Here is a 20104-nt window from a genome sequence, read left to right on the forward strand (position 1 = left end):
TATGGCTACTTACATACTAAAAGCAAAAACTTCGGACTTGTCTGGCGGCGCTGATTTCAACCGAGAGATTTCTGCCGATGCTGAAACAGCAGGTTCGATTACCGTAACAGTTGCTAACGGCGCAACTGAAACGAGCTACGGATTTACCAAGCCATATAAACCCAATAACGCTGACTGGGAAACCGCTACACTTGTTGCCGAGGTTCGCGTAACGACTGCAAACGCCAATATGTTTGTGAAAGCCAGCGCCTCGCGTCTTAATAGTGCTGGTGCAGTTCAAGAAACTTCGGGAGAAAGCGCCGAGGTGCAATTAGACCTTGTCGGCACATATGGATTGACAATTCCAAGCATGAATTGGACGGCTGGCAATTGTACCGACCGCCTCCGCATCAATTATATTTTTAGAAGCGCCAATGCTCACGGAGGCGCAATTAATGTTGTGATTGAAACTGGCACAATCCAAGCTGAAGTCACAACTTCTATCACCGAGAACGCAGGAACTTGCCGAGCTACCTTCGTCAAGAATCTTCGTCAATACAAGCCCGACCACAAAACCATTATCGCCGAGGGCGGCAGTACGGGCGGCGATGGCGTTTCAAATAATATTTATCTCGATTCGCTCATTGCTTCGCGCGACAACGCAGATAAATTAACCCACAAGATAGAAGTCGAAGCCGTTGGCACTGCTTTTGATAATGTGGCAAACCGAACTGCCCGCGAGATTCTCTATGATCCCTCTTCGCCTAAAATCAGGCGATCACATTCAATCGTCTACGACAGCATCCATAAACGATATCTGCTTTTTGGCGGATGGAATGGCACAAGTCCTCGCTACAACGATGTGTGGGAGTTGTCTGCCGATGACCGATTTGGTTCTTCTCCTCCCCAATGGAGAAAATTAAATCCTTCGGGAACTCCGCCATCTGCCCGCACAACTCATCTCGCTTTCTTTGATGCCACCGGCAACCGAATGATCATTCACGGTGGATATGACGGCGCGGATAAAAATGACACCTATGCGCTTGATGTTACGACCAGATACAGCGAAGCGTGGACGACGCTTTCTCCTACCGGCACTGCTCCTGCCGCGCGAAGTCAAGCGGCTGGTGCTTTCAAAGCGTCTACGAGAAAAGCGTATGTTCAGGGCGGTTTGGTTGGCGCGGGCGATTATCGCAACGACCTTTTTGAGCTTGACCTCTCCACGACAAATGGAGCGTGGACTCAACTGAAAGCCGAAGATGCGGCCGGCAATCCTCCCAGCCGAGCAGACCACTCGATAGTTTTTGATATTACAAATAATCGTCTGCTTATTTTCGGCGGATACGATGGCACGAATCGACTGAACGATCTCTGGAGATGGGATATCGCCGGCGCTTCGTTTGCCGAAGTATCTGACGGCACTCCTCCGGGAGTGCGGCAGATGCATGTGGCCGTCTATGACGAAAATAATCCAAGAATGATTGTCTGGGGAGGGAGAAACGGCACTGCATCCTCAAATTATCTTTCGGAGATTTGGGAGCTCAACACCACATCGGGAAGCGAAACATGGACTGACAGAAGCCAAGCGGCGGGAGATAAAGTCCCCGGCTCGCGTTCTTCGGCCGCATGTTTTGATACGGTCAACAAGATAATGGTCATATTCGGCGGCGAGGATTCGGCATTGGCGCAACACAAGCATGTATATTTCATTGACCTCGCTACATCTGGTTCTGCCCCATTTTGGGGGGCGCTTCACAACAACTGGCTATGGGGCCGCGATGCGATAGGTTACGCCTATAATCCCGACAGAAACGAAACTCTTATTTTCGGCGGATTCGGCCGTCTGGTTGAAGATACGCTTGCCGAAGGAGAACACACGAATGAATTTTGGATTTACGACCACGCCAATGGCGAATGGTATCAGCCGATTTTCAATACGATGTTCGGCATATCAGAACGAGAAGGGGCAACGATTATTTATGATACTAACCGAGATCGCTACATTATTTTCGGCGGTTTGGGCGGCAACAATACTCTAAACAATATTTACTTCAACGATGTCTGGGAATTAAAAGCCAGCGCCGTTGGCGCGACTGGAGTTTATACTCTCACTAAACTCAATCCCTCGGGCACGAAACCCGCCGCACGATGGTTGCACGCCGCAGTATACGATGCGACTAATGACCGAATGATTGTTTTTGGCGGAGATGACGGCTCGAATTTCTTGAACGACGTGAAAGCACTCTCGTTCTCCGGGGGAGCTGACGGCGCTTGGTCTGCGATCACGCCCACCGGGACTGCGCCATCTGCCCGCAGACAGACGGCTTACGCCATAGACACCGGCGAGAATGTGATGCTGATTTCTCATGGCGGCACTGGGGTGAACTCCTTTGCCGGCGACACTTTCAAACTGACGCTTACCGCAGGATCAGAAGCATGGGGAAGCGTTACGGGAACTGGCGCTCCATCTGCCCGCCGCGGCATGACCGCCATCTATCGTTCAACAGATGACGCTTTCTACTTTTTCGGCGGATACAACGGCACGACTAATTTTGATGAACTCTGGAAGCTAACTTTTGGCGCAACTCCAGCGTGGTCTGCCGTTGCCGATACAAGCCCGCCAGCAGGAAGGCGGTCTCATTCAGGGACTTATTCTCCTACGGGAGACAAAATGCTGATTTACGGCGGCCGCGACAGCACTGAAATATCATTCAATACCTTAAATCAAACTTGGGAATATGATATCGCGGGAAATGTTTGGACAAAGAAAGACCCCAAAATTTACATTCGGGGCGGCGATGATGTGACCGGCTTGGCTTCGTCCACCTCGTATCACTGGCAATCTTGGGTTACGGGAGTATCCGGCGGCGATGCCGACAAAGTGTCGGCGTTCGGAAACTTGGAGAGCGTGGCGGATTTTCTCACAGGAACTGGTCAAGCTTTTACTCAAACTCTTAACGAAATAGTTGCTGTGGCCGATCAAGTTCCGAAGCAGGCCCAGAAAGCCGCAAGCGAAGTGTTATTAATCGTTGATTCTTTGACGAGAAGCACATCGCGGATATTTACGGAAGTCATCGCCATAGTTGATTCAATATCAAATCAGGCGCAAAAAATATTCTCGGAAATAGTTTCAATTGCCGATTCGCTCATAAAGCAAGGGCAAAAGAATCTGGCAGAAGTTATCACTATTACCGATACCGTACTCACTCAATCAACGCTCTTTAGGACTTACTCCGAAATAATCACAATTACCGACTCTCTGGCGAAACAAGTTGCCCGATCATTCAACGAAATGGTGATTCTTACCGATTCAGTGACCGCAAAAATCACCGCAAAGATTTTTGAAGAAGTGGTGATTATTGTCGATAGCATTCAGCGAACCATTTCGAGAACTTTCAATGAAGCTCTAACGATTATTGATACAAAAATACTCCAGCCGATTAAAAACTTTATTGAGACAGTTATTATCGCCGATGTTCTGTCGGTGGTGTTGACCATAAAAAAAGAACTCTCGGAAGCGGTTTTACTGGTTGATTCAGCGATAAAAGATATCGGAAAGTTTCTGGCGCCAGAAATCGTGTTTGTTGCCGACAACGCGGCACGGTTAAGCGGAAAAAATCTACAAGACACAATTATTGCCGCAGATTCTATCGCTAAAGAAAGCCAGCGGAGTATCTTGGAATCCGTATTGGTGGCGGATACTTCCATCCGGCAAGACATCAAAACATTCGGAGAAGTAGTAACGCTGGCTGACAACTTTTTGAGAACTTGGACAATCCAGAGGGTATTTGAGGAAATCGTTGCCATTGCCGATGTCTTATCCCGTCAAACTCAAAAAGCGTTCAGCGAAGTGGTGATAATTGCGGATGCAATCATTGGAAAAACAATATCCAAAGTTTTGTCAGAAATAGTCACGATAGCGGACGCAATCGAGAAACAGATAAGTAGGATTTTTAATGAAGTTGTGGCAGTGGCCGACAGTATTGTTCGTTCTACCTTAAAACTTTTGAGCGAGGCGGTGATTATCGCCGATATTTTCTTGGCGGTGGCTGTCGTTAAAAAAGAACTTGTCGAGGCAATTTTGCTGGTAGATTCGGCTATAAAAAGTGTCACGAAATCGATGACAACGGAAATCGTGCTGGTTACAGACAGCGCGGCGAGATTAGTGGAAAAAAATCTGCAGGACGCGGTTATTGTTGCCGACTCTGTCTTAAAAGAAAGCAGGCGGATCATTCTCGAATCAGTGTTGCTTGTAGACACATCCTTCAGACAAGGGATCAAAACGCTCGAGGAAGCGGTGACACTTGTCGACAGTTTTTTGAAAACTTGGACGGCGCAAAGAATCTTTGAGGAAATTGTCGCCATCAGCGATTCCGTATTCCGGCAAGCGCAAAAGACACTCATTGACGCAGTAATAGTTGCCGACTCGTTAGTGAAATCGATTCAGAGATCGTTGGCAGAAGCTGTAGCCATCGCAGATTCACTTTTGAGGCAGGCCCAGAAATTAGCGCAAGAAGCTGTGTTTATTGTTGACACCCTCGCAAATCAACTGACTGCAAGCAGAATTTTTGCAGAAGTTGTCGCAGTGGCCGATACGATTTTTAAGCAAATGAGCAGAAGTTTGGCAGAAGTTGTGGCCATAGTCGACTTTCTTCTGCGGGCCCCGCAAAAGGTTCTTGCCGATGCGGTGGCCATCGCCGACTCTATCCTAAAATCCGCCCAAAGAGCTTTTTTTGAAGCCGTGGCCGTGGCTGACACACTGGCAAAACAAATGATTCGAAGGTTCTCTGAATCAGTGGTTATTGCGGATACTGCCCAAGCTATAAAAACTTTTGTCAGAGATTTGGATGAAATTATTGCTGTTGTTGATTCAGTAGCGAAACAAACCGGCAGAAGTTTGGCAGAAGTCATATTGATCGTTGATTCGGCGATACGCTCGGCAGGAAAATTCATAACCGAAACAATTATTGTGGCTGATTCAATTATTCGAGAGACGAGCCGAACGATAAACGAGGTTGTGGTTGTCTCGGATAATCTTGTAAGACAAACTGGAAGAATTTTGAGCGATGCGGTTGCCTTAGCCGACTCAGTCACTACCAAGATAACCGCCAAGATTTTTGCTGAAGCGGTAGCGATTACTGATGCCATAGAAAAACAGACGGGGCGAATTTTGAGCGAGATCGTGGCAATCGCAGACAATCTGATCCGGCAAGCCGGCAAGGTTTTGAGCGATCCCATAGTCGTAATCGATACTTTCACCCGCACGATCTCCATTCAGAGAATATTGCAGGAAGCAGTGATTATCGCTGACAGCGTAAACAATCAGGCCCAAAAGATATTCGGGGAAATTATATCGGTCATTGATAGTTTAAGCCGGCAGATTTCTCGTCTATTTGCCGAAGCGATATCGATAGCCGATTCGGTTTCAAAGACAGCTCAAAGAATACTTCAAGAAACCATCTCAATTGCCGACGCACTCACAAGAGCTGGCGGCAAAGCTCTAAACGAAATCGTCACCATCGCGGATTCTTTATCAAAACAAATCACCCGAACATTAAACGAAGTTGTCGCCATCGCTGATTCTGTCTTGAAGCAAGGATCAAGGATTTTTACGGAAGCCATATTGCTTGCTGACAACTTTATTCGGCAGGCCGGCAAAGTATTTTCCGAAGCAGTACAAATAGCCGATGGCGTGATCGCCGTCAAACTGCAGGTGCTTCTTTCCGAAATAATTGTCATCGCTGACAGCGTTATCATGCCTTTTACGAAAATGCTTGCCGAGATGATAAGCATTGCGGACGCGATTGTCCGTCAAACAGCCAAGATTTTTGGCGAGGCGGTTTCAATCGCTGATTCGCTCGGCAAACAGATTTTGAAAATATATGCGGAGATGGTTGCTGTCGCGGATTCAGCGATGCGCCAACCAATGAAGCTTCTCAAAGAAATAGTGACGATAGCAGATTCGATGGCTCGAATCGTGTCCAGAGTGTTTGCACAAACCATAACGATTGCCGATTCGGCTTTGAAAAAAGCAGTTCGAGTTTTTGCGGAAGCAGTGAGTATCGCTGAATCACTCGCAAAGCTTCTTACACGATACGCGAATCTTAACGAAATCGTGCAGGTGGCAGATTCGATCATTCGGGCAATTGGCAAGGCGGTCACCGAGACCGTCCGTATCGTGGCAGAGCTTTTGAATAAACCAACCTTCCCGCCTGTGCTCAAGGTTGCGATTCAATTTCTGACCGCAAAGATCGGTGTTTTGCTTTCGAGTTCAAAACAGAATACCGAACTAAAGAGCGCGAAAACAGGGGTCGATCTTAAGGGCGCGAAACAAGATATCAATTTGTAATTTATGGCCAGCATTAAAATAGTACAAAACGATACGAAACCATACCTTGAGTTTGAAATAACCCAAGACGGCGCACCTGTCGATCTTACCGGCGCGACGGTGAAATTTTATATGAAGGATTCAACCACCGGGTCCGTGAAGATCAATGGAAGCGCATGCACGATTACCGACGCCGCCAAAGGAAAATGCCGCTATGTCTGGGCGGCGGGTGACACCAACACGGTCGGGACATACCTTGGGGAAGTAGAGGTCACATTTCCCGATACGAAAATCCAGACGGGGTATAAGCAGGTGACGATCATTATTCGAGACGACATATAAATTTATGAACCGAGGAGAAATTAAAACCGCAATAAAAAATCAGGTTGACGATCAGAGTGTCACCGACGCCCTGCTTAATGAGTGGATTCAAGCCGCAGATGATCGCGTTCAAATTTGGCGTCCGCCGGCCGATCAGAGCCAGAGCTTTGACTACTGGGACTATTTGAAAGACCAAAAAAACTACACGACGGTGGCGGATCAGAATAAATATTCTATCCCAGATGAGTACCGAGCGTTTATCGAGCTGACAGTCGGAGACGACACCGAGCCCTACCGGCTGGTTGATTTCTTGGATCGGGAAGAATTTAACGACCACATCGCTTGGATTCTGGGCAAGTTTTTCTATATGAAGAAAACGCCCTCGGTGGACGGTGACACGATGGTGTTCACTTTTGCTCGCATGTCTGACGCGTTTGTCTCGGACAGTGATGAACCAGAAATTGAGCGGCCGTATCATCAGGCCCATGTGGCATTCGGAAAATCCCGCTATTACAACCAGCAGGGCGACACGGAATTGGAGAACCAGAATCTAAACGAGTTTGAGAGGATCATGACGAATAAATGGAGGGATCAAGAGCAGGGGCGAATGGCCTCAGCAAGAGAGTCGGCATCCATCCCCAAAAACTTTTTAGTGTAACGATATGGCATTACTAAAGAAAATTTGGAAACTTTCAAGATTCGACAAGGGAGTCGGCAATGTGAATGCGCCGGGTATGTTCTGGTGGTCGCAGGGTTTGGATTTTGAATCATCGCCGCCCTATATTCGCGTTGCCGCAAAAATGATCAAGGAAGCGGATAGCGCGTCCGTCGCTACGCTGGGCGACATTTTCTGGGGAACGATTTTTGACAGCACGAACTGGGCGATCAATATGCTGGACGGCAAGGTTTTCAAATTCATCTATCCCAGCTGGACGGAAGTTCACGATAATGTGAACGCATGGGGCGGGCTTGGACTTTTCGGCGACAGCCAGATAGAAAATTTCACCGAGAAAGGATTTTTGTATTTTGCCTCGAACGGCTGGGCGGGACGCTATCAGCGCGAAACCGATACTTGGACTGACTCGTGGCAAAGCTTCGCGGTATCAAACAACGCCGAACTTTGCCCGATAACAAAATTTCTCAAGTTCGTCTGTTTTGGCAATGAGCGATACCTCGCCACTTGGGATACCGCCGCAAGCTCGTGGAATGCGACGCGAATCACTCTTCCGCTAGGATACAGAATCAAATGGCTCATGCCACTCACCGATTACTTGGTGATATCGGCCCACCACAACGCGTTCGGCACAGCACTCTTTTTCTGGGACGGAATCTCGGGGACTTATAACCGAGTTCTTCAACTGCCGAATGTGCGCGCGCTTGCCGGCGCGGTGGACAAAAACGCCCTCTATGTGATCACGGGCGATGGCTGGATCAATCTTTTCAACGGAGTAGGCCTTGTTCGCCTAAATCGCTTCCCAGATATCGAGCTCGACGCAAATTATGCCAGTATCCTCAACATCAATCCCGACGCGGTGAAAGTGTTCCAGGGAGTTATTTTGATCGGCAAGGCGGCGAGCGGATTCAGTATGGAGAAGCGATTCTACCCGGGCGGAATTTGGGTGTTCAATCCCGCAACGCGAGCTCTGTATTTCAAACACACGATGTCGCATTTCGGAATCACCAATAACAGCGGATCAGGAGTTATTGGCATCGGAAGCATCATTATTGACCAAGGCGGAAATATCTTCCGAGTCGCGTGGAATAAAGGCGGCGGCACCGGCCAGTATGTCATCGACAACTCAATGGATAGCGGAAGCGCAAGACCCTACAACTACGGCGCGTTTCTCGTCACTTCGCTTCTCGATGATGAACCATATCGAAGAAAGCGATTCATCCAAACCATAATCAATTTTTGGAGACCCTTCGTGGATAGTTCTCTTGCCCGCGTGATCGTGAAATACAACATCACCGAGCAATACCAAAGAGATGTCCGTTTTGCGAGCGGCGGCACGAGCACTACATTTACGCTTGGATTTGTGCCGAGCTACTGGGAAGTTGGAGACGAAGTGTCGGTGCTCTCCGGCAACGGCGCGGGACAGATCAGGCACATCAAATCCATCAGCGGCACCACGATAACAGTAGATGAATTTCTGCAGGGCGGCGCAAGCTACGATACGACTTCTTTCTTACTGCTTTCAAAATTCAAAAAAGTCGGCGAGATCAAAGGAAGCACCGAACCAGAGATCGTCAATAAACTGATGCGATTTAATACGAGGTCAAAAAAAATTCAATTAAAAATCGAAATATGGTCTCCGTCCGGGTTCACCGGCGAGTGGAATATGGGCATTGCCGATATCTCCACCGTCTATGTCCCAGACCGAATCATTAAATAACCACCATGGCTTACACATTGGAAAAAATTGACGCGGAAAATTTTAAGCTTATCGAAAGCAAGTCGGCAACTTCGGTATTCAATATCAATGAGTTGAAGAAATTAAAAACGCAATTAGAAAAAGAGGTCACGAGAATTAATAGCGAGCTCGCCAGAGTCAATACAATCTTGGACGAGTACGCAAAACTACCATAACCATGCCAAACGATCCAAACGAAAACAGAAATCCGCTTGATCCGCAATTGGGACTCATTCTCACTCTGTTGAGAGATATCCCGATTTTGAATACGGTCCCGAGCGACCCGCCAAAGTTTCCGATCGGATTCGCGCTCTATGACGACGGTGTAAATCGGAGGTTTTACATTTTCTTCAATGGCAACTGGCGATATGTAGCTCTCACTTAAACATATGGCAAACACACTATTCGAATATTACAAAACAAAAGGCCAAAAACTCCCCGGCATTTCCGATAGATCGAAAACTTTCGAGGAACTTGGCTTGGGAGCGGCTTCGGCATATAAGGGCGACTACCAGCAGAATGTTGACCTGTTGGAGAGGTTGAAAGCCGGGTCCCAGCCCAAAATAACCCCAATTCAGCCTCAAACCGCCTCTCTGCCAGCCCAGAAACCCCCCGTGGCGAGCCTTGCGACCCGTGTTGAAGCGGGGCCGACCCAGCCACCCATTTCACCACCTGTGCCGAGCTTGCCACCCAAAACGACCATTTCTGGACAAGAGGTGCCAACCAGCACTGGACTATTCCAGCAGTATCAGGTGGACATAAACAAACGCATGCAGGATTTAGAAGAGCGAGAAAGAAAAGTTTTGGAATCACAAAAAGCTTTGCCGAGCAAAGCCGATCTTCTGAGCGGCGCGAGAACCGAGCAGGGTCTGCCAGAAGATACCAAAAGAGCCCAAAGCTTGGATGAACGGCTGGCCTCATTAGAGGGTTCAATCTTTGAATCCGAGAGGGATATTCGGGATCGCATCAAAAAGAGCGGCGGCATTGTGACGGAAAGTCAGGTGCAAAGATTAGCGGCTTCTGAAACCAGACCATTGCTTGAAGAATACAACCGGCTCTCTACGGAGAGACAACGGCTTGGCCAAGGCATCTCTTCAAAAGAAGGTCTTGCCCGCGAATTTGCCGGCGCGAAGTTTGAGGACTTGTCCCGCGCGCTTGGGATAGCGGAAACCGAACTTGAATTTGGCAGGAAGCGATACGAAATTTATGCGGATATTGCCGGCGATCTCTTGAACGCATCTCAAAAAGACATCGCGCAGATTGTCGAAATGGCTCAATCCAAAGACAAGGCCGAAAGAAAAGCGGCCGAAGATGCCATTGATTTCGCATTCAAGATGGCGGACTTAGCAGTGAAAACTCCGGCTGGCACGACATTCGATATCGGTGGGAAAAAAGTGGCCGGCGTAAAACCGCCGACATCATCTTCCGTCAGTACGCTTGCGCCGACGCAGTTCAACATTCGCGCAGGCCTTGCAGGACTTACTAAAGATCAGGCAAACGATGTCGCCGCTTCGGAAACTCCGCCGGCGTGGTTTAAGGCCCAAGAAGAAAACAAAGCGCAATCATCGCTGACATTCGCGGAACTTCAGAAAAGATGGAGCGCCATGAGAAGCAAGGTAGCGCAAGCGGCAGAGACAAAAGAATCTGATGATCCGTTCGCCAGAATCGTTGAGGCGGCGATTAGCGGCGGAGAAACAGGAACCGAAGGGGGCGATCTCTTCGAGGCCATCATTAAAAAAGCGTTGGCCGAAAGCCCATAACAGCTATGGCATTTTTTAGCGACATCTTAAAAAAGATCAAAAAACCAGTTGACGCGCTGAAGAATTTTTTGACGCCCAAAGAGCGATCATCGTTGCAGGAGAAAGAAAAGCCGTCTCCAGTGCAGAGAATAGAGACGAAATCGCCAGCGTTCGAATACAAACCCCCGTCATTTGAGGGTCTGAAAAGTTTTGCTTCATCTCTTGTTCCGCCCAAAGAAGCATTTGAGAGAAAAGAGTTGCCGAGAGAGACACCAGAGGAAAGAGCCGCTCGTCTTGAGAAAGCGCGAGAAACCACGAAGAAGATTGCCGACTTTGGAAAAGCGGTATTAAGAGCCGGGCCCAGGGCGGCGGCATCAGTGACGCTTGAAGCGCAAGGAAGAAGAACGATGATTCCCGAAACCAAAGCGGAAAAGTTTCTCTTCGGCCAAGAGCCGCTGGAGTCACTCACTGAACGAGTCGAGCGATTCCCCGAGCGAGCGAAAGAATTCGGGATACAAGAACCGACCGCAAAGAAGATCGCGCCGTTTGCCGTGCTCGGACTTACCGCTCTGGATATTCTCCCGCCGCTCCCGGGAAAAAGCGGACTGAAAGCGGTTGCCAAAAAAGCGTTGACTACCAAGACCGTCAAAGAATTCGCCAAAACGATCACGAAAAAAGAAGCCAATCAGATACTGAAAGCCGGCTTCAAATCCCTTGACGACTTCTTTGAGATTACTAAAAATCCAGCCGCAAAAACCAGCGCAAAAATAGTTGACGAACTAAAATCTGTGGCATCAACGAAACCGGCAATTTCCGCGATCCCTAAAGAGCTTGAATCTTTCGTGCCACAAGTGGGAAAGCACAAAGATGTAAATTCGTTTATCAGGGAAATTTCCGGCGATACCTATGCTCCAGAATTTAGAAATCCGATAGCCGATTTTTGGAGAAAGAAATATGTTCAACCGCTTAGCAAAGGATCAAAGGCGACATTCACCACCGATGTGGTCGCATTCGAAAGGAACTTGGATGATGTCCTGAAATCAAAGTACGAAAAAGATCAGCTTGCCAATATGTCCGTTCGGCAAAAATCCGAAATCGTCAACGGAAAGAAGTGGGCGAATTTATACGGCGATATGCTGGAAAATAACCTCTTCAAGTTCCAGCAGGACTTTTTCAAAACTGCTAAGGCCATGACTCCGGCAAGTCCGACCACTGCTCTCAAGGAGGCGGCCGGCAAGACGATACACACCAAGAAGCTGGAAGCCGGCATAGACGAAGCATATCGAGTATTGGAGAAAACTGGCAAAGACGAGGTCTATAATCTCGGCAAAGTCGGAGATTATATTGCCGATTCTAAAGTCCGAGAGCAATACAAGGATATCTTGGATACGCCGCTTTATATCAAAAAACAAATGCACATGGGCAAAGCTCATGGGTCGCTGTCTGTTGATCCGAAAGGAAACCCCGCGATAGTTTTGAGCGATGGACTCACGAAAGACATGATCGATCGCACTTTGGTTGAGGAACTCACGCACGCCAGCCAATTTAAGAAAGGAGTCCGTCCGACAAAAGGCGTTCCGTACAAAGAGATACCAGAGGAAATACGAGCGAAGAAAGCGGCCAAACACTTCGCGCCGAAAACTACGCTGGAAGATTTGATAGAAGAAGCTGGATTGCATCGCGCTAAAGCAAAACAATTCAGTAACAATGATTTGGAAAAAGAATTTGTCGCACGCCAGCTTGGGGTAGCCGAGGGAATAGAAAAAGCCATAGACAACATAAAAAGTGCAAGGCCAACGGACGCATTGAAAGTCGCTGTGAAATCAAGACGCATCGATCCGTTTAAGTTGGCGGAAAGCCCAGATTATGCCAAAGAGCTTCGAACTGCCATAGGAGACAAGGAGACGATTCTTGCTCACCAAGAGCAATTTTATGTGCGGCCCAAAAGGATGAAAGAGGGCGTATTCTATCACTTTACTCCTGACAAAAAATTGACAGCGGAGGGTCTACTCTCTGGCACAGCAAAGAGATTTGATAAACAACTAGGGCCGGGACTTTATGTAGGCCAAGACGCTCAAGCTCTAAAAAACTTCTATGGTCTCGATATGCGAGGCGGACAAGCGGTCCGTCTCGAGGGCAATCCGAAAATACTCGACCTGACTGATTCGTTTAAATCCGTTGATGATGCTCACAGGGCGGCAAGAAAAGAATTTCCCAAAGAAAAATACCCGCTCGGTAAATGGGTCCAAAAACAGGGATACGACGGTATCAAATATTTTGACCCTGTAGCCACCGGCGAGGAATATGTCATTTACAATGCCAAAGCATTCGACGGCAAGCCGAGCGAGGCATTGAAAGTAGTTGTTTCTAAACCCGCAATACGAAAAGAGCTCGATAAGACATTCGAAAACATCCCCGATTTCGTAAAGAAAAGATACCCGAATGCCGAAGCTGGGCGAAGAATATTGGAAGAGGGATATGAGAGGGGTCTCACCCTATCAAAACAAGGAGACATAAAGCCGAATACACCCGTAACCTCGTATCACGGCACTATAAGAACAAGCGCGGAAGCGATAAGAAAATCCGGGTTCAAAGTTCCTGAAGCAGAGACATTTGCTGAATCAGGCGGTCGGAAATACGGAGAAGGAGTTTATTTGCAACCCGCCAAAGAAGATGCGATTACGAGCTCTCTATTTTACGGCAAGCGTGCCGATCCAAAAGGTATGGGTGCTGACTTGGCCGTTCTTGAGACCGAGTTCATTCCTAAAAAGCCGTTTGTGATCAACTCCCCGCAGAAATTTATGCCCTTTGGATCAAACGAATGGGGTGCGTTTATACATAAAACTCTTAAAGAGCCAGCAATCAATGACAGCATAACCACATATTTGAAAAACAGACCGGCAAGATTAAAAGTGGATGCCGCGCTAAGAAAGGCCGGGTACGATTCAGTGATACTGAAAGCCGAGGGGAAAGCCGATCTCGTTGTGGCTCTTAACCCGGGCGATGTAAAGATCACGAACATCTACAAAGACGCAGATGGATCGTTGGAAACATTCAGGAAAGGTTATCAGAAAGCTTTTCGGGATTCCGCAAGCAAACCAGCATCAGCAATTGGAGAATTAAAAGCCGCGGCCAAAACCGATATCCCAGAAATAAAAGGCGCGAAAGCGATTGATTTGAGCCAGCCAGCAAAAGCGGCCCAACCATCGAAAATTCAGGAAATTATCAGCGAGTATCAGAAACGCATCAATACGACTCCGGCGAAGAAAGCCGCAACCCCTATAAAGAAAACTCTTGACGAAACATACACAGCGATAATTGATAGATTTCACCCGATCACAAAACTTGCCAGAAAAGCGAGTGAATTGCGTCCGGGAGAAAACCCCGAGCTTTTGGCTCGCCGATATTTAGGTATTCAAGGAATCGCCGAATCCAAGCTTTTCTGGAATACGACCCGGCTGACCGCTGAGGGAAATTTGGAAGTTACCGGCCCGGGACTCTCAAAGATTTTGAAACCGGCGAAAGACAACATTGATGATCTGCGGACTTTGATGATCGCTGAACGAGACATTGAGCTTTCAAAGCGAACTTTGGAGAGCGGCAAGAAAGTAATCGGGACCACTCCTCAAAAATCCAAAGAAGTTATGAACGCCTTGAAAGGAAAATACGGCGAGAAAGGATTTGAGCAACTGACTAAGACAGCGCAAGGAGTGCGCGAATGGTCTCGCAAAGCATTGCTCGACCCCTTGCTTGAAGTGGGCGCGATATCAAAAGAGCAATACGACACGATAGCGAAATCAAATAAGTTCTATGTTCCATTTCAACGAGTGATTGAGGAATTGGAAACTCACGGCTTTGTGCCGAAGAAAACGAATATTTTCTCACCACGATCAGTGCCAGTGAAAAAGCTGAAAGGATCAACGAAAGACATTATTGACCCGTTTGAGAGCATGATCACCAACGCCTACAAGGTCACTGACTTTGTCGAACGGGCCCGGGTAGGACGATCAATCGTAAATCTTAGAAATACCAGCCCCGAGCTAGCCGAGATGATAAAGCCGATTAAACCGAAACTTGTTCCTGTCGCCAAACAAGGAGAGGAACTGATATTCCGTCCGTCATTTTTCACGCCTGACAAAAACACGATGATGGTGTTTGAAAACGGAAAAAGGAAATTCTATCAAGTGCCAGAGGATGTGTTCAAAGCGGTTTCGGGAATGATGGAATCGGATGTGGGCGCAATCATGAAAGTGCTTGCATTTCCGGCAAGAACACTCCGAGCCGGCGCGACGCTCACCCCAGAATTTATGGGGAGAAATCCTCTTAGAGACCAGTTAACGGCATTTGTGTTTTCGAAGTATGGCTATGTGCCGGGAGTCGATTTGGCAAAGGGGATATTCAACACTGTCGGCAAGACGGATCTTCACGGCAGGTGGCTTGCCGGCGGCGGTGCGCACTCAATGCTTGTCTCGCTTGACCGAGTGACTTCTCAGGCGACGCTTGCCAAAGTTCTCGGTGCAAAAGATATCAAAGGCATGGTGAAAAATCCCATTGAGGCATTAAGAATGCTCTCCGAGTTCGGAGAAAAAGGAACTCGTGTCGGCGCGTTCGGAAGGGCGGTAAAAAAAGGAGTGAGCGATCTCGAAGCCGCTTTTGAATCAAGAGATATCACCCTCGACTTTGCCAGAAGAGGATCACAAACCAGAGCGGTCAACATGCTCGTCGCTTTTTGGAACGCCCAAGTACAGGGATTAAACAAAATGGTTCGGTCATTTAGAGAGCGGCCGATGCAGACCACATTTAAAGCGGCAAGCGGGGTTACTCTTCCTTCGGTGCTTTTGTATCTCAACAACAGAAATGATCCGCGCTATCAAGAACTTCCCCAATGGCAAAAAGACCTCTTCTGGATCATACCCGTAGGAGATGACGGACCGATTATCAGAATCCCGAAACCTTTTGAAATCGGCGTTATTTTCGGTACGGTCCCCGAGCACATTTTGACTTGGATAGACAAAAACGATCCAGAAGCCCTGACCTCGGCGGCTAAAACTTTAATGGAAGCATCGGCCCCGGGATACATCCCGACCGGCCTTCAACCAATCATTGAGAATGTCGCCAACTACAGCTTCTTCCGGCAGAGGCCGATTGTATCCGAAGGAAAACAGGCATTGCCGAAAGAACTGCAGGCCGATAGGTATACAAGCGAAACCGCAAAAGAAGTCGGAAAGCTCATCAAGCAATCGCCGGCAAAGATAGAGAATCTTTTTGTAAGTTACACAGGCGGGCTTGGAAAATACGCTCTGGATGCGAGCGATAAACTGCTCAAAACGCTGGGCGTGGTCTCTCCGCCGTCAGAGCCAGCAAAAACTTTGTCAGATCGTCCGTTCATCAGGGCGTTTGTGGCAAGAGAGCCGATCGGATCGGGGAGTGAGAGTGTCAATAAATTCTACAAATTATATGACGAAGCAAATACAACAAAAGCGGCAGTAAAGGGTCTTGCGGAAGAAGGCAAAGAGCAGGAAGCGATAAATTACTTGCGAAGCCGTCCGGCCGGGTTTTACACCAAAGGCCTTAATAAAGTTGCCCGAACTTTTTCTGATTTGAGAAAAAAGCGAGACGCGGTGCTTGACTCAAGAGATTTGAATCCAGAGCAAAAAAAGAGAGCGATTGACGCTCTCGATAAGATCATGACGGAGATAGCGAGGCAGACGGTCGAACTCGTGGAGACGAGCAATGAAAAGTTCCGTCAATAATCCTCACGCGCTTCATAGTAACGATTATGAGAACCAGAAATAGAATCTTTATCAAAAAGACCATGAATAGTATAGAAAAAACCAGCAATAAGAATTGCCAAAATGATGACAACTTCAATGATGTCGCCGAAATCCGACTTTTTCATGTCGGGGGCATGTTACCGCTTGCCAGAGGTCGGGCAAGCCAGAGTTATCCACTATGACCGATAATTACCAAAATCAAGAGCAAGATCGAAGAGTCGGGGATCTTGAGAAAAAAATGGACACTGTTTTTGATCACATCTCAAAAACCAACGAGGAGATGGGTCGGATTAAGACAGATGTCTCTTGGCTTACCCGATTCTTTTGGATTGTCGCAACCGCTTCGATAGGGGGTCTTATCGCGGCGTTGCTTAACTTAATAATCACCATTAACAAATAAATTTATGAACGACAATGAACAATTCCTCTCCGGCGCGCTCATTGATACGCGCGGAGATGCGGAGAAAGAAAACGACTATCAATTCGGCGAAATAGTCGCCGCTACCAACCCCGTCAACTGGGTTGAGAAACCGCAAAGCGCATGGCGCAAATTCCCGATCTTCAATCAAGACGGATCAGGATCATGCGTTGCCCAGACGCTGGTAAAACTTTTGGGCATTCTCTATTGGCTTAAAAATCAGTTGTATGTGCATTTCTCGGCAACGCACATCTATCAACGCCGATCAAATAAACCTTCGGGCGGCATGGCCGGCGTGGATGCATTCAACATCGCCCGCAAAGGCGCGACGCTTGAAGAGCTTGTGCCATCGCAGAACATGACCGATTCGCAAATGGACGGCACGGAGATTCCGCAATACAAGCAGGATGTCGGGTCGGTATTCAAAATTGGAAACTATGTGAGTTTGCCGATAAAAGATATCGACACCATTGCTTCGGTGATTCAAACCACGAGCAAGGCCGTGATGGTTTGGTTTTATTTCAAAGGCGACGAGTGGACTGATGTGCCAACCATTAAATATTCCGATCTGAATCTTTATGCCAGCGATACCAGCCGACATTCAGTTACTGCTGTTGATTTTGCACTCTATCAAGGCAAGAAAGCATTGATTATTGAGGACAGCTGGGGGCAATTTTTCGGACTCAATGGGCAACGCGTAATCACCGAGGACTTCTTACGGGTTCGCAATTGGTTTGCGGCATATCCGATTAGCTTCGCATTTGAAGATCAGACACAACCTCAACCACAGCCATCTCCGGGACCAACGAAGCCGAAATATACATTCACCAAGCCACTTGAATTTATTCCGTGGGACAGCGCGAAAAATCAGCCGGCGAATGTTGTGTTGCACGAAAACCAGAAAACTGATGTGGTCGCACTGCAGAACATTCTGAAATACGAGGGACACTTCCCATCGAATGTTGCGAGCACTGGCTACTATGGATCAATTACAGCGAAAGCTGTGTATGCGTTCCAGGTAGCCCATAAAGTTGCGCCTTTATCGGAACTCGATTCTCTGAGAGGTCGGAGAGTCGGACCAAAAACCATAAGGGCATTAAACGAAATATATTCACTATGAGCACACCAACAAGAGAGGCCATCAAACATTTATTGATTGTTTTTGCTTATTCGGGAGTATCCGCGACTCTTCCGATTTTGCTGGCATGGTTGCAAAACGATCCGCGCTGGGTGATTTTGATTCCAATCATCAACTCGGTGTGGTATGCGGTTACCAGATATCTGAAAGAGAGACGGCTGATCGAGCAAGGACAACAAGGGTAGGAACATTTTGAGAATCCTGCCAAAACGCGCCGGGTGGCTGATTCTGCCGCTTTTGATTGCTTTGGCCGTATTTGCGACAAAATCTACCCCCGTAATTGCCCCGGGGGCGAGCGATTCGAGCGCGAGCCGACCCGTCATACCCGATGAGCGACCGGCACGAATAGACCGATACTTTACCGAGCGAAGCATGCCGCTTGCCGGCTACGGCGCCAAGTTTGTGGAAGTCGCTGATCATTGCGATATGGATTGGCGGCTTCTGCCGGCCATTGCGGTCCGGGAATCTTCAGGCGGAAAACAAGCGTGCGGAAATAATCCGTTCGGCTGGGCTTCTTGCCGTGCCGATTTTGAGAGCGTGGAGAAAGCAATCGAAATCGTGGGCGCGAATCTTTGTGGGTTCAATCCGAAAACAGCCGGCTACTACGGCGGCAAAACTACGCTCCAAAAATTGCAGAGTTACAACGGAAGCGTTAATCCGAACTATCCAGAAGAAGTGCTCTCAGTTATGGAGAAGTTCTAAGGCGCAGGTTCAAACTGACACTGCTCGCCATTTTTAAGGCCGAGCATCGTGAAGTGAACGAAAAACATGTGCCATTCCGATCCGAACGCCATGCCGGCCGACTCTCCACTCACGAATTTCTCGCCGATCCAACTCTTCTTTTTGAAGTCATAATCTACGCGAAGCCAGCTATCCCCGCCGTATCCATTGTGGTATTGCATGGAATACTTTTCTGCATCTTTTTTGAAAGTGGAGAAATCCGGGTTGTATACTGCACTGCCCATCACCCTTGTGCCGTCTTTTACGCCGAAGCTGGAGAAAAGCACATTGAACGGAAAGTCGTTCAACTCCGGCAACTCTTTGATTTCCAAACGATGCGGCACGAATCCGAAGAAGGTGCCGTGCTTGAGGGCTTCGTCTATTTTTTCTTTATCTAAATCCATAAACAAAAAGCTCTTCTCGGGGGAGAAGAGCGATTAAGGAAACAAAAAATCGACCTTTTATCTCTCCCCATATGGGGCTGGATTTAGCACCTTCTTCGAAGTGTCATCCTCGAAAGGTTGCTGGGCGGATCGTTGAGCCAGTGCTCTAACCGCCACTCTTGATAAACTCACTATTCAGTTGTACTTACATATTACTACAACGACATCAAAAGTCAAAAGGTTATTTTTTGGTGATTTTGTATTCCCTTTGCAGATATATCAAATCTTCTTCCAAGCTTTGCAGGAGTTTGATGTGCCAGTTTTTCTTCGGCCCGCGCATGTCTTTCTCAAGAGTTTGCCGCGCCATATTAAGCACGGTTGCCAGCGTACCGAAATAGTCGTCGTTTTCGATATGTCGTTCTAATTGTTTTTTATGCATATTCGTATCGAGGGCAATGTTACCTTCGGTGACGAGCTTCGCACAAATCTGGTTATCCACTCTCGTTTTGAAACACAAAAAGCCCACCACCAGGCTAGGACCTTGCGGCCCACATGCGGGTTTCCCCACATGACGCGAGAAGCGACCCTGATGATGGGGTCTTTATGCTTCTCGCGGTTTCTGGCCATGCCCGACAGAGGACTCTGTAGAGTTTAGGCCAACTTATTAAATTGTCATTTAAATTTTACCATGTTGTTTTATTGATTCTATCTGTTCTTTTGTGCCGATAAATCTTGCCCCTCTCGGATCATGTGTCCATCTGCCGCAAAAACACCTGATCTGCCTTTTTCCTTCCGCATTGGTTCGTGTCTCAAATGCGGAATAAGTATAAGCTCTCTTTCCGCGTTTGCGGGGAATCAAGCCCTTACATCGTTTGCATAAGATATGCAACATA

Annotated in this window: 15 protein-coding genes and 1 riboswitch; of the genes, 11 read left to right on the forward strand and 4 right to left on the reverse strand. The window is 47.8% G+C overall.

Annotation, left to right across the window (positions count from 1 at the left end):
* Position 1 precedes the first annotated feature (1 nt).
* From NUV40_01585 to NUV40_01615, 7 genes are all read left to right on the forward strand, one after another.
* The gene (locus tag NUV40_01585; GenBank protein MCR4342579.1) at positions 2 to 6328 is read left to right on the forward strand and encodes a hypothetical protein; all 6327 of its coding nucleotides are present in this window, start codon (positions 2 to 4) and stop codon (positions 6326 to 6328) included.
* A gap of 3 nt (positions 6329 to 6331) precedes the next feature.
* Positions 6332 to 6649, forward strand: a complete 318-nt coding sequence (locus tag NUV40_01590; GenBank protein ID MCR4342580.1) for a phage baseplate upper protein — start codon at positions 6332 to 6334, stop codon at positions 6647 to 6649.
* A 4-nt stretch (positions 6650 to 6653) separates the two neighbouring features.
* Positions 6654 to 7286: a hypothetical protein gene (locus NUV40_01595; GenBank protein ID MCR4342581.1), complete on the forward strand. Its 633-nt coding sequence runs from the start codon at positions 6654 to 6656 to the stop codon at positions 7284 to 7286.
* Positions 7287 to 7290: 4 nt separating this feature from the next.
* A complete protein-coding gene (locus tag NUV40_01600; protein ID MCR4342582.1) occupies positions 7291 to 9021 on the forward strand; it encodes a hypothetical protein in 1731 nt (576 codons plus the stop codon).
* A 5-nt stretch (positions 9022 to 9026) separates the two neighbouring features.
* Positions 9027 to 9215: a hypothetical protein gene (locus tag NUV40_01605; protein ID MCR4342583.1), complete on the forward strand. Its 189-nt coding sequence runs from the start codon at positions 9027 to 9029 to the stop codon at positions 9213 to 9215.
* A 594-nt stretch (positions 9216 to 9809) separates the two neighbouring features.
* Positions 9810 to 10799: a hypothetical protein gene (locus tag NUV40_01610; protein MCR4342584.1), complete on the forward strand. Its 990-nt coding sequence runs from the start codon at positions 9810 to 9812 to the stop codon at positions 10797 to 10799.
* A gap of 5 nt (positions 10800 to 10804) precedes the next feature.
* A complete protein-coding gene (locus NUV40_01615; GenBank protein ID MCR4342585.1) occupies positions 10805 to 16531 on the forward strand; it encodes a hypothetical protein in 5727 nt (1908 codons plus the stop codon).
* On the opposite strand, the gene NUV40_01620 is transcribed toward NUV40_01615, so the two are convergent.
* A complete protein-coding gene (locus NUV40_01620; protein MCR4342586.1) occupies positions 16525 to 16677 on the reverse strand; it encodes a hypothetical protein in 153 nt (50 codons plus the stop codon). The genes NUV40_01615 and NUV40_01620 overlap by 7 nt on opposite strands.
* 53 nt (positions 16678 to 16730) lie before the next feature.
* Between NUV40_01620 and NUV40_01625 the strand changes: the two genes are divergently transcribed.
* The 4 genes from NUV40_01625 to NUV40_01640 all read left to right on the forward strand — a co-directional run bounded on the left by NUV40_01625 (position 16731) and on the right by NUV40_01640 (position 18810).
* Positions 16731 to 16952, forward strand: coding sequence for an amiloride-sensitive sodium channel family protein (locus tag NUV40_01625; protein MCR4342587.1), 222 nt, complete (start codon positions 16731 to 16733; stop codon positions 16950 to 16952).
* Between the two features lie 4 nt (positions 16953 to 16956).
* Positions 16957 to 18090 carry a peptidoglycan-binding protein gene (locus NUV40_01630; GenBank protein MCR4342588.1) on the forward strand — a complete coding sequence of 378 codons (1134 nt, stop codon included), beginning with the start codon at positions 16957 to 16959 and terminating at the stop codon, positions 18088 to 18090.
* A complete protein-coding gene (locus NUV40_01635; GenBank protein MCR4342589.1) occupies positions 18087 to 18293 on the forward strand; it encodes a hypothetical protein in 207 nt (68 codons plus the stop codon). The genes NUV40_01630 and NUV40_01635 overlap by 4 nt, the downstream gene beginning before the upstream one ends.
* Positions 18294 to 18480: 187 nt before the next feature.
* Positions 18481 to 18810, forward strand: coding sequence for a hypothetical protein (locus NUV40_01640; GenBank protein ID MCR4342590.1), 330 nt, complete (start codon positions 18481 to 18483; stop codon positions 18808 to 18810).
* Here NUV40_01640 and NUV40_01645 read toward each other — a convergent pair.
* The 3 genes from NUV40_01645 to NUV40_01655 all read right to left on the reverse strand — a co-directional run bounded on the left by NUV40_01645 (position 18807) and on the right by NUV40_01655 (position 20103).
* Entirely contained in the window at positions 18807 to 19232 is a 426-nt protein-coding gene (locus tag NUV40_01645) for a hypothetical protein (GenBank protein MCR4342591.1), read from the reverse strand. The genes NUV40_01640 and NUV40_01645 overlap by 4 nt on opposite strands.
* 54 nt (positions 19233 to 19286) lie before the next feature.
* Positions 19287 to 19400: riboswitch (SAM riboswitch) on the reverse strand.
* Between the two features lie 52 nt (positions 19401 to 19452).
* Positions 19453 to 19710: a hypothetical protein gene (locus NUV40_01650; protein MCR4342592.1), complete on the reverse strand. Its 258-nt coding sequence runs from the start codon at positions 19708 to 19710 to the stop codon at positions 19453 to 19455.
* A 177-nt stretch (positions 19711 to 19887) separates the two neighbouring features.
* Positions 19888 to 20103 (reverse strand): hypothetical protein, encoded by a 216-nt coding sequence (locus NUV40_01655; protein MCR4342593.1) that lies wholly within the window; start codon positions 20101 to 20103, stop codon positions 19888 to 19890.
* Between the last annotated feature and the right edge of the window lies 1 nt (position 20104).

It is taken from the genome of Patescibacteria group bacterium, from assembly GCA_024654625.1.
Lineage (GTDB): Bacteria > Patescibacteriota > Minisyncoccia.